Below are 11,190 nucleotides of genomic sequence, written 5' to 3'. Positions count from 1 at the left end.
AGCACCTTAAAAAAGAAACTATTCATAAATAAAAAACGAAAAATCAGCACTTTGCAAAAATTTGTTCAAAATATTTCATCTTTTGTTTCACTATAATCATCTAAAAAGTTTACTTTTGCACCATAATTTTTTATACTTAAAAGATATTTACTGTGGAAAACGCAAATGCTTTAAAATTGATTAAAAAGATTCAATCAGATTTAATTTCTGATGGTCTTGTTGTAGAAAACATTGTAGCAGATTTACAAAAACTTAGAGAGTTTGCTCTACTTGAAGAAAAACCAGTGTTAGTTAAATCTATTCGTTTAGCTTATGAGCACATTCAAAACAACAAAGCTTTTTTAATTGCAATACCATCTGATGAGCCTATCGAAGAAGAAGGAGAAGAAGGAGCTACTGCAGTTGAGAAAGAAGCTAAGAATGACTTAGAAAGTTTACAGTACTTATTATCTTTATACAAAGACATTAATAACAAACATAACTTAGAAGACTTAAAAGATTACAACAATCGTTTATTAGCTTTCTAATTAAAATGTTAATCTAAATATAAAAGCCTATCAGAACTCCTGTTAGGCTTTTTTTGTTTCTATTTAAAAACTATATTAGCATACTTAAAACTTCTAATTTAATTAAAATGCTAAAGACATTTAAAATTGTTGCGTTACTTGAAGGGTTATCTTTACTAGCGCTTTTATTCATCGCTATGCCTTTAAAATACTTCTTCGAAAAACCTGAAATGGTAAGTAAAGTAGGAATGGCACATGGAGTATTGTTTATACTATATATAGTAATGGCTACAGTACTTAAAAGTGATGAAAAATGGAGTCTACGAAAATATGGTCTTATCTGTCTAGCTTCAGTTGTGCCATTTGGTACTTTTATCATGGAGAAAAAACTTCTTGAAAGTAAAGCATAAAAAAAATAAGTCTGTATAGACTTATTTTTTTTTGTATCGTTCTATAGCATCCAAAACAATGTCATGATGATCAAATGCTAAATCTGGTAATTCATCTATCGCAAACCAGGCTAACTCTTTAGCATCATCAGCTGCTTCTCCTATAACCTCCTCTCCTACTTCACCTAAGAAAGCTACTGTAACCATATGAGACCTAGGATCTCTAAATGGTTTACCATAAGCTTTAAGTTGAACTAATTGATCAAGGTCAATTGACGTTTCTTCACGTAATTCACGCTTTGCTGCATTCTCTAAATCCTCATTTTCATCTACAAAACCACCAGGCAAAGCCCAATAATCGCGAAATGGTTCATTTTTGCGCTTTATTAATAATATCTGTGAAATATTTAAATATTTTTTAAACAATACTACATCTACAGTAACGAATATCTTTGAAACATATCCCATATTATACAATTTTTATGAAACAAAAGTACTAAATCTATCCTTTTTTACAAAAAAACAACATTTTATCTTTCTATTACAAATCTTTGCCTTATATTTGCTCCATAAGCGATTAGTAAAAAAACTGATTATTTTAATCATGTTTAATGGAAATTAAAAAGACAACTATGAAAAAATTAACATTACCGTTATTGGCTTCTGTATTAGCTTTTGGTGCTGTTCATGCTCAAAGTCCTTACAACAAATGGTCTATTGACTTAAATGGAGGATTTGCTAAACCAGCTAGAGCAGGTCAATCTGCTGAAACATTCAAAAACTTACACTTAGATGGAGGTGTACGTTATAGCTTAAACAACAAATTTGGTATTAAAGCTTCTTTTGGCTATGATAAATTAGACAACTGGACTAATGATGCTGATTTAAACACTAACCACTACAGAACAAGCTTAGAAGGGGTTGTTAACGTTGGAAGACTTTTAAACTTCGAAACTTGGACTAAAGTATTAAACGTACAAGCTCACGCAGGGGGAGGTTACTCTTGGATGAACGGAGATGCATTCTCTGGAACAGACAATATGGGACACTTAATGGCTGGATTAACTGGTCAAATTAAAGTTCACCCACGTGTTGCATTAAACGCTGACTTTACAGTTATTCAAAACTTAGAGCAAAACACAAACTGGAGTGGTATAGGAACAACTAACCGTTCTATTGCTCAAGGAACTATGTTTAACGCTTCTGTTGGAGTTTCTATCTATTTAGGTAAAAATGCTCAACACGCTGATTGGTATACTGAAGCAGAACAAGAAAATGCTTTATTAGCTGAATTAGACGGAAGAGTATCTAAAGTAGAAAGCATGTTAGTTGACTCTGATGGAGACGGTGTGCCAGATTACTTAGACTTAGAGCCTAATACACCAGCTGGTGCTTTAGTTGATTCTAGAGGTAGAAATATCGATAAAAACAACAACGGTATCGCTGATAACATCGAAGCTTTCATCGCTGAGAAATATGGTAACCAACCAGAACAAGCTGTTGCAGGTAACGATTCTAACATGATTAAAGAATTAATCAACAAAGGATATGTTGCTGCTTACTTTGATTTTGATAAAACTCAACCAACAAACGTTGACGGAATCAACTTCATCGTTAACTACTTAAAAGCTAATCCAAATGCTTCTGTTGAAGTTATGGGTTATGCTGATGCAGTAGGAAACAAATCTTACAACAACAAGTTATCTGAAAGACGTGCTAACGCAGTTAAAGATATCTTAGTTAAATCTGGAGTTAGTGCTTCTAAAGTTTCTGCTAAAGGAAACGGAATCGATGACGCAGTGTCTAAAGATTCAGCTGCAGCTCGTAGAATTGCAAGAAAAGTTGTATTCAAAATTAACTAATTTTAGAATTCAATCTAATCATATTAAAGCGCAAGATTATTCTTGCGCTTTTTTTGTTTTTAATAAGTACCTTTGTATACTTATTAAATCAACTATGAAATTCAATTTAAATTCAGAATATAAACCAACAGGAGATCAACCTGAAGCAATTAAAAAGCTTGCTCAAGGAATCAATACAGATGAAAAATATCAAACATTAGTTGGAGTTACTGGTTCTGGAAAAACATTTACCGTTGCAAATGTTATTAGCGAAGTTAATAGACCTACTTTAATACTAGCTCACAATAAAACATTAGCAGCACAATTATATACAGAGTTTAAAAGCTTTTTTCCTAATAATTCAGTAGAGTATTTTGTCTCATACTATGACTACTACCAACCCGAGGCATTCTTACCAGTAACAGGTACCTATATAGAAAAAGACTTATCAATCAATGAAGAACTAGAAAAAATGCGATTAAGCACTACTTCTGCCCTACTATCAGGAAGAAGAGATATTATCGTAGTAGCTTCTGTTTCTTGTTTATATGGTATAGGTAACCCTATTGAGTTCCAAAAAAACGTAATCACACTTGAACTAGATCAACAAATAAGCAGAACAAAACTATTACATAGATTAGTACAAAGTTTATATGCTAGAACTGAAGCTGAATTTACTCCAGGAACTTTTAGAATAAAAGGAGATACAGTAGAAGTATTCCCTAGTTATGCAGACAATCCATTTAGAATACATTTCTTTGGAGATGAAATTGAGGATATAGAAGTATTCAATCCCTCTACTTCTGCTGTAATAGAGAAATACACCAACCTTAATATTTATCCAGCTAATATGTTTGTAACATCACCAGATGTTCTACAAAAAGCTATATGGGAAATACAGCAAGATCTAGTCAAACAAGTTGATTATTTCAAAGAAATAGGAAAACACTTAGAAGCCAAACGTCTAGAAGAACGCACAAACTTTGATTTAGAAATGATCAGAGAGCTTGGCTATTGTTCTGGTATCGAAAACTATTCAAGATATTTAGATGGTAGAGAACAAGGCACACGCCCATTCTGTTTACTAGATTATTTCCCAGATGACTATCTAATGGTTATCGATGAGAGTCACGTTACTGTATCACAAGTACACGCAATGTATGGAGGTGATAGATCTCGTAAAGAAAATCTAGTAGAATATGGATTCAGATTACCTGCCGCACTAGACAACAGACCTCTTAAATTCGAGGAATTTGAAGCCATGCAAAATCAAGTAGTATATGTTTCTGCAACTCCAGCTGATTATGAATTACAAAAATCTGAAGGAGTTTATGTAGAGCAATTAATTCGCCCGACAGGACTACTAGACCCTATTATCGAAATTAGACCAACAGAAAATCAAATAGATAATTTAATAGAAGAAATTCATTCTAGAGTTGAAAAAGATGAAAGAGTACTTGTTACTACATTAACCAAAAGAATGGCAGAAGAATTAGCTAAATATTTCACACGTGTAGGAATCAGATGTAGATATATTCACTCTGATGTTGATACACTAGAACGCGTTGAAATCATGCAAGACTTAAGAAAAGGACTATTTGATGTGTTAATCGGAGTAAACTTATTAAGAGAAGGACTAGATTTACCTGAAGTATCGCTAGTTGCTATTTTAGACGCTGATAAGGAAGGTTTTCTTAGAAGTCACAGATCACTCACACAAACCGTAGGAAGAGCCGCTAGAAACGTAAATGGCAAAGCAATTATGTATGCTGACAAAATCACAGATAGCATGCAAAAGACCATAGACGAAACAAACTATAGACGAGAAAAACAGATGAATTTCAACAAGAAGCACAACATTACTCCTACCGCTATTAACAAAAAGATATCTAGTGAATTAGTAAAAGCTTCTCATGAGGACATTCAAAAAGAAACTATTCTTCAGGCAGCAGAAGAAACTCTTAAATACAAATCTAAAGCTGATATAGAAAAAATAATAAGAGAGAAGAGAAAAGAAATGGAGAAAGCTGCTAAAGACTTAGATTTTATCAATGCAGCTCGTTTAAGAGACGAAATAAAAGCTTTAAAAGACAAACTGTAGATAATTTAATTACCTTTGCAAAAATAGATAGAATGAACAATAACGACATATTAAAGAAACTGAGAGTTGCTTTACAATTACGCGACGATCAAATAGTAGAGATTTTAGAATTAGTAGATTTCAGAATTTCAAAAGGTGAAATTGGTAACTTTTTCAGAAATGCTGACCATCCTAAGTATGTAGAATGTGGTGACCAAATCCTAAGAAACTTTCTAAATGGTTTAGTAATTCACTTAAGAGGGACAAAAGAAGCTCCTAAAAACCCACTAGAAGTGCTCGCCTCTAACAAGTCTGAAGTAAAGCCATTCAAGCAACAGACGACAGAAAAGAAAACCAAACCTACATCTAAAAAAGAAGAGAATACAAGTAAAAATGTAAATTTTAAAAAGAAAACTACATCTAATAAAAAAGCAACTCCTAAATCGCCATTAGCAGGAATCAAATTCAAAAATGGTAAAAAATAAAAATAACGCTATTCTTTAAAAGAATAGCGTTATTTTTTTATCTCTATTTTACTAAATACCACAAAAAAAAGGCTAGCTCAAATGAGCCAGCCTTCTAAATATTCTTTTATCTAAATTATGATAAAGCCACTTTTACTTGGTCTGCAGCTTCTTGGAAAGCAATAGCAGATAAAATAGGCATACCTGATTGATCGATAATTTCTTTTGCTAATTCAGCATTAGTTCCTTGTAAACGAACGATGATTGGCACTTTAATATCGTCACCCATGTTCTTGTATGCATCAACAACACCTTGAGCAACACGGTCACAACGAACAATACCTCCAAAGATGTTAATCAAAATAGCTTTTACGTTAGGATCTTTTAAGATAATACGGAAAGCGATTTCAACACGTTTAGCATCAGCAGTTCCTCCTACGTCTAAGAAGTTAGCAGGTTCGAAACCAGCATACTTGATTAAATCCATAGTAGCCATTGCTAATCCAGCACCGTTAACCATACATCCTACAGTACCATCTAAATCCACATAGTTTAATCCTGCTTCTTTAGCTTCTACTTCGATAGGTCTTTCTTCAGTAACGTCTCTGTACTCAGCATAAGTTTTTTGTCTGTATAATGCATTGTCATCTAAAGTAACTTTAGCATCAACAGCTAAAATTTTATCATCAGAAGTTTTTAATACAGGGTTAATCTCGAACATTGAAGAATCACTTCCAATGTATGCTCTATATAAAGCATCTACGAACTTAACCATTTCTTTGAAAGCATTTCCAGATAATCCTAAGTTAAAAGCAATTCTTCTAGCTTGGAATCCTTGTAATCCAACTGCTGGATCAATTTCTTCTTTGAAGATTAAGTGTGGAGTTTTCTCAGCAACTTCTTCGATATCCATACCTCCTTCAGTAGAATACATAATCATGTTACGTCCTTTAGCTCTATCAAGTAATACAGACATGTAAAACTCGTTAGTTTCGCTTTCTCCAGGATAGTAAACATCCTCTGCTACTAAAACACGGTTAACTCTTTTTCCTTCTGGTGGAGTTTGTGGAGTAATTAAATCCATACCGATAATTTTACCAGCGATTTCTTTTACTTCGTCTAAGTTTTTAGCCAACTTAACTCCTCCTCCTTTACCTCTTCCTCCTGCATGGATCTGAGCTTTAATTACATACCAACTTGTACCAGTTTCTTCTGTAAGTTGTTTTGCTTTTTCAACTGCTTCTTCTGCGTTGTTAGCTACTAATCCACGTTGTACTCTTACACCGTAGCTAGCTAATATTTCTTTACCTTGAAATTCATGTAAATTCATAGTGTGATACGTTTAGCTTTTAATATAAACAGTTACAAAAATAACAATTCAGTTTGAAAAACCCTAATTTAATTAAGCTTATATAGCTTGTAACTGTAAATTAACCTTGTTTATTAATTTGTTTTTATACTTATTTGATTCTTTTAGAAGATATCAGTATCTCCCTTACCTGCTCTTATAATTTCAGGTTCTTCTCCTGACAAGTCAATTACTGTTGATGCTTCATTATTTCCATAACCACCATCAATAACAATATCAACTATGTTTTGCCATTTTTCAAATATCAATTCTGGGTCAGTAGTATATTCCAATATTTCATCTTCATCATATATTGAAGTCGAAACGATTGGATTACCTAACTTTCTCACTATTTCTCGAGCGATATTATTATCTGGCACACGAATCCCTACTGTTTTTTTCTTCTTAAACTCTTTAGGTAGTTCATTATTTCCCGGGAGAATGAAAGTATAAGGACCAGGTAGTGCTTTCTTTAATATTTTAAATGTAGAAGTATCTATCTGCTTCACATAATTAGAAATATTACTAAGGTCATAACAAACAAAAGAGAAGTTAGCCTTATCCAGTTTTATTCCTTTAATCTTAGCAATTCTTTCTAATGCCTTAGAATTAGATATATCACATCCTAACCCATACACAGTATCAGTAGGATAGATGACTAGACCTCCCTCTCTTAACACCTTAACCACTTTATCTATTTCCTTTTCATTAGGATTCTCTGGATAAATCTTTATAAACTGTGACATACTTATATTTTTTATACTCTATACAATTTACTATAAAACTTGAAGCTTAGCAAATCTTAACAGCAGTTTTTTTATTCCTCCAACATCAAATCGAATCTCCGCTTTCTTATCTGCTCCCACACCTTCGAGATTAATAATAACCCCCTTACCAAATCGCTCATGCATAACCGTTTGGCCGACTTCTAAAAGCTGATTACCATTTGTCAATGTCGTTGTCTTCGTAACTGAAGCATCAACAGGCTTCAGTTTTCTTATATTCCTATTCTCTTTTGGTTCCTCATTATCGGTTACATAAGCTGGCGGAGTACCTGCAATAGGTTTCTTCAATCTCAACTTACTCTTATCTACATCGCCAAAAATATCAGCATTAATAGTTGGTTTGTACCTATAATTTGTTTCTACTGGAGTTAAATATTCTAAATACTCATCCTTAATCTCCTCTATAAATCGAGAAGGATCACTATCTACTAATTTACCCCATCTATATCTTGATTGAGCATAGGTTAAATAAGCCTGATGTTCTGCACGCGTTAAAGCCACGTAAAACAACCTTCTTTCTTCCTCTAACTCACTTCTAGTATTCATACTCATAGCACTTGGAAATAAATCTTCTTCCATTCCTACACAGAATACAGTTGGAAATTCCAATCCTTTCGCCAAGTGAATTGTCATCAATGCAACTCTATCATCATCACCTGTATCTTTATCTAAATCTGTAGCTAAAGCCACATCTTCCATAAACTCGCTTAAAGCTCCTCTAGCACCATCTACCTCACGTTGACCTTCAATAAAATCTTTAATACCATTCAGTAATTCCTCAATATTCTCCATACGAGTAATACCTTCAGGAGTCGTATCTTTACGCATTTCCTGAACAAGTCCAGTTTTCTTAACAATATGCTCTGTCAATTGATAAGCATCCATTGTCTCTTCTAAAGCCTGAAAAGCTTTAATCATATTACTAAAATCACTCAATTTACTACGCGTCCCTGCAGTAATCTTTAAGTCTATCTTATCAATATGTTCAACCACCTCAAATATAGAGCGCTTATAGTGATTAGCTGCAATAGTTAATTTGTCCAAAGTAGTATTACCTATACCACGTGCAGGATAATTAATCACACGTACTAATGCTTCCTCATCTTTTGGATTAATAACCAGTCTTAAGTAACTCAGAACATCTTTAATCTCTTTTCTTTGATAAAACGACAGACCACCATAAATGCGATAAGGTATATCTTTTTTACGCAAAGCATCCTCCATAGCACGAGACTGTGCATTCGTTCTATATAGAATAGCAAAATCACTGTTGTTCTTTTGATTTTGCATCTTTTCTTCAAAAATAGTAGAAGCTACAAAACGACCTTCTTCCCCGTCCGTTAAAGATCTATGCACCTTAATCTTTGGGCCAAAATCATTTGCAGTCCATACTACCTTTTCTAATTTAACTTTATTATTATCAATAACAGAGTTTGCAGCCTCCACAATATTTCGAGACGAACGATAATTCTGTTCTAATCTATAAGTTTGTACACCTTCATAATCTTTCTGGAAGTTCAAGATATTATTAATGTTCGCTCCTCTAAATGCATAGATACTCTGAGCATCATCCCCCACTACACAAATATTCTGAAAGCGATCTGATAAAGCACGAACAATAAGATATTGTGAATGGTTTGTATCTTGATACTCATCCACTAATATATATTTGAATCTATTCTGATATTTAGAAAGCACATCAGGAAAACGAGTCAGTAACTCATTTGTCTTTAGTAATAAATCATCGAAATCCATTGCTCCTGATTTAAAACAACGTTCTACATAATTATTGTAAATTTCCCCTATACGAGGTCTTTTACTCATTGCATCAGCCTCTTGTAACTCAGGATTATTGTAATAAGCTTTTACAGTAATTAAGCTGTTTTTATATGATGATATTCTACTTAATATCTCTTTTGGTTTATAGATATCTTTATCTAATTGCATTTCTTTTATAATCTGTCCTATAAGACGTTGACTATCTTGAGAATCATAAATAGTAAAGTTACTTGGATATCCTAACTTATCTGCCTCAGCTCTAAGTATCTTAGCAAATACAGAGTGAAATGTCCCCATCCATAGATTCTTAGCCTCTGAACTCCCAACAATTTGAGCAATCCTTACTTTCATTTCACGAGCTGCCTTATTGGTAAACGTCAACGCTAGAATATTAAATGCATCAACTCCTTGGTGCATTAAATAAGCGATACGTAAAGTCAATACTCTCGTCTTTCCTGACCCTGCTCCAGCGATTACTATCATTGGTCCATCTTTCTGAAGCACAGGCGCTCTTTGAGCCTCATTTAACTGATCTATATAATTTTGCATATCTGATTTACTCGAAAACGTCAAAATTACAATTACTATACCTTTATAACAAGTTTTTTGCAACCATAAAAAATATCACAACAAACATAATATTCCCTACTTTTGCTTAAAAAGATCGCAATGAGCACAGAATTTATTTTACAGCTATTAGCCTATACCCTACCTGCTTTGATTTCAGCAGCTTTAGCTTATACATTTTTTAATCGCATATTAGAAAAGCAGACAAAAAAAGATCTATTTCTATTAGAAAAATTAAAAGCTCAAAACACAATAGACCTTCAAGCCTTGAAATTACAAGCCTTTGAACGCTTTATAATACTAATTGAACGCATTGATTTAAAAAAACTAATTCTAAGAATAAGTCCTACCTCAGAAGATAAAACACTATATCAAATCAATTTAATAAATCATATAGAACAAGAGTTTGACTATAACGTAGCTCAGCAAATCTATATTAGCGAAGAGCTTTGGCAAATTATAGTTCAATCAAAAAACAGTATTATAGAATTAATACATCAGATTGGTAGTAATCCTAACATCCTAGATGCGAACCAACTTAGACAGACTTTAATTACTAAAAATATACTAATTGAAGAAAAACTAGAAATTGCTAGAAAAGCAATAAAACTAGAAGTAAATACAATAACAGATAAATAAAACACTATGAAAAAGACAATGATTGCTGCTGTACTAACCATGAGTACACTAGCCTATTCCCCAATCATCAATGCTCAAACCACTAAAAAAAACAACCTAATCAATTCTCTTACACAAGACAAAGTGGCTAAGGGATTAAAAGAAGCTCTTGATAAAGGAATTGCTGATCAAGTAAGTAAACTATCACAACCTGATGGTTTCCTAAAAAATGAATTAGTTAAAATTGTAATGCCTGAAGAATTTCAGAAAGTAGATAGAGCTTTAAGAAGAATAGGTATGGACAAATTAGCAGATCAAGGATTAACACTAATTAACAGAGCTGCAGAAAGTGCTGTGAAAGAAGCTACACCAATCTTTGTAGATGCTGTTAAGAATATGACATTCACAGATGCTAAAGATATTCTAGTTGGAGGAAAATCAGCTGCAACTGATTACTTAAAGAAAAGCACATCTAAAAGTTTATATACTAAATTCAGTCCAGTGATTAATTCATCTATAGCATCAGTAGGAGCTGATGTAATCTGGGAAAAAATGACCACTACTTATAATGCACTTCCTCTAGTATCTCCTGTTACAACAGACTTAACAGATTATATTACCAACCAAACTATGGATGGCGTATTCAAAATGATCGCAGTTGAAGAGGGAAATATTAGAGAAAACATCACAGGATCTAGAGATTCTAAATTATTAAAAGAAGTATTCGCAATTCAAGATAATCTAACAAACTCAACTAAAAAAAACACATCAAGTAATTCTATCGAGAAACTTTTTAAAAATAGAAAGTAATTA

The 11,190-nt window shown here is 32.9% G+C and carries 11 protein-coding genes; 7 read left to right on the top strand and 4 right to left on the bottom strand.

The features are described from left to right. The first annotated feature begins 152 nt into the window (after positions 1–152). The gene (locus tag MPR_RS07185; RefSeq protein ID WP_041890820.1) at positions 153–527 is read left to right on the top strand and encodes a hypothetical protein; all 375 of its coding nucleotides are present in this window, start codon (positions 153–155) and stop codon (positions 525–527) included. Positions 528–634: 107 nt separating this feature from the next. After that, on the top strand, positions 635–916 hold the full coding sequence (locus MPR_RS07180; protein ID WP_041890817.1) for a DUF3817 domain-containing protein: 282 nt from the start codon (positions 635–637) through the stop codon (positions 914–916). A 21-nt stretch (positions 917–937) separates the two neighbouring features. Here MPR_RS07180 and MPR_RS07175 read toward each other — a convergent pair whose 3' ends face one another. Next, positions 938–1,363 (bottom strand): NUDIX domain-containing protein, encoded by a 426-nt coding sequence (locus MPR_RS07175; RefSeq protein ID WP_041890813.1) that lies wholly within the window; start codon positions 1,361–1,363, stop codon positions 938–940. Between the two features lie 164 nt (positions 1,364–1,527). On the opposite strand from MPR_RS07175, the gene MPR_RS07170 reads away from it, so the two are divergent. The 3 genes from MPR_RS07170 to MPR_RS07160 all read left to right on the top strand — a co-directional run bounded on the left by MPR_RS07170 (position 1,528) and on the right by MPR_RS07160 (position 5,301). Further along, positions 1,528–2,757: an OmpA family protein gene (locus MPR_RS07170; protein WP_006263408.1), complete on the top strand. Its 1,230-nt coding sequence runs from the start codon at positions 1,528–1,530 to the stop codon at positions 2,755–2,757. 94 nt (positions 2,758–2,851) lie between these two features. Beyond that, entirely contained in the window at positions 2,852–4,837 is a 1,986-nt protein-coding gene (gene uvrB / locus MPR_RS07165) for an excinuclease ABC subunit UvrB (protein WP_041890810.1), read from the top strand. Positions 4,838–4,869: 32 nt separating this feature from the next. Beyond that, positions 4,870–5,301, top strand: coding sequence for a DUF1456 family protein (locus MPR_RS07160; protein WP_041890807.1), 432 nt, complete (start codon positions 4,870–4,872; stop codon positions 5,299–5,301). 115 nt (positions 5,302–5,416) lie between these two features. Here MPR_RS07160 and sucC read toward each other — a convergent pair whose 3' ends face one another. From sucC to MPR_RS07145, 3 genes are all read right to left on the bottom strand, one after another. After that, positions 5,417–6,610, bottom strand: coding sequence for an ADP-forming succinate--CoA ligase subunit beta (gene sucC / locus MPR_RS07155; RefSeq protein ID WP_006259161.1), 1,194 nt, complete (start codon positions 6,608–6,610; stop codon positions 5,417–5,419). Positions 6,611–6,753: 143 nt separating this feature from the next. Continuing rightward, positions 6,754–7,374, bottom strand: coding sequence for an L-threonylcarbamoyladenylate synthase (locus MPR_RS07150; RefSeq protein ID WP_006263406.1), 621 nt, complete (start codon positions 7,372–7,374; stop codon positions 6,754–6,756). Positions 7,375–7,404: 30 nt separating this feature from the next. Then, positions 7,405–9,741 (bottom strand): ATP-dependent helicase, encoded by a 2,337-nt coding sequence (locus MPR_RS07145; protein ID WP_041890803.1) that lies wholly within the window; start codon positions 9,739–9,741, stop codon positions 7,405–7,407. Between the two features lie 120 nt (positions 9,742–9,861). Here MPR_RS07145 and MPR_RS07140 point away from each other — a divergent pair, with 120 nt between their 5' ends. Together MPR_RS07140 and MPR_RS07135 are read left to right on the top strand one after the other, a co-directional pair. Continuing rightward, positions 9,862–10,398: a DUF7935 family protein gene (locus MPR_RS07140; RefSeq protein ID WP_041890801.1), complete on the top strand. Its 537-nt coding sequence runs from the start codon at positions 9,862–9,864 to the stop codon at positions 10,396–10,398. A 6-nt stretch (positions 10,399–10,404) separates the two neighbouring features. Next, a complete protein-coding gene (locus MPR_RS07135; RefSeq protein WP_041890799.1) occupies positions 10,405–11,187 on the top strand; it encodes a DUF4197 domain-containing protein in 783 nt (260 codons plus the stop codon). Positions 11,188–11,190 lie beyond the last annotated feature (3 nt).

Source organism: Myroides profundi (assembly GCF_000833025.1).
Taxonomy (GTDB): Bacteria; Bacteroidota; Bacteroidia; order Flavobacteriales; family Flavobacteriaceae; genus Flavobacterium; species Flavobacterium profundi_A.
This window is presented reverse-complemented; position numbering and strand designations above follow the sequence as displayed.

What these genes read in the sequence shown, in the direction of transcription:
- MPR_RS07175 (WP_041890813.1), bottom strand. Translation starts at nt 1,363, where the DNA reads ATGGGATATGTTTCAAAGATATTCGTTACTGTAGATGTAGTATTGTTT.
- MPR_RS07140 (WP_041890801.1), top strand. Translation starts at nt 9,862, where the DNA reads ATGAGCACAGAATTTATTTTACAGCTATTAGCCTATACCCTACCTGCT.
- MPR_RS07135 (WP_041890799.1), top strand. Translation starts at nt 10,405, where the DNA reads ATGAAAAAGACAATGATTGCTGCTGTACTAACCATGAGTACACTAGCC.
- sucC (WP_006259161.1), bottom strand. Translation starts at nt 6,610, where the DNA reads ATGAATTTACATGAATTTCAAGGTAAAGAAATATTAGCTAGCTACGGT.
- MPR_RS07145 (WP_041890803.1), bottom strand. Translation starts at nt 9,741, where the DNA reads ATGCAAAATTATATAGATCAGTTAAATGAGGCTCAAAGAGCGCCTGTG.
- MPR_RS07150 (WP_006263406.1), bottom strand. Translation starts at nt 7,374, where the DNA reads ATGTCACAGTTTATAAAGATTTATCCAGAGAATCCTAATGAAAAGGAA.
- MPR_RS07180 (WP_041890817.1), top strand. Translation starts at nt 635, where the DNA reads ATGCTAAAGACATTTAAAATTGTTGCGTTACTTGAAGGGTTATCTTTA.
- MPR_RS07160 (WP_041890807.1), top strand. Translation starts at nt 4,870, where the DNA reads ATGAACAATAACGACATATTAAAGAAACTGAGAGTTGCTTTACAATTA.
- uvrB (WP_041890810.1), top strand. Translation starts at nt 2,852, where the DNA reads ATGAAATTCAATTTAAATTCAGAATATAAACCAACAGGAGATCAACCT.
- MPR_RS07170 (WP_006263408.1), top strand. Translation starts at nt 1,528, where the DNA reads ATGAAAAAATTAACATTACCGTTATTGGCTTCTGTATTAGCTTTTGGT.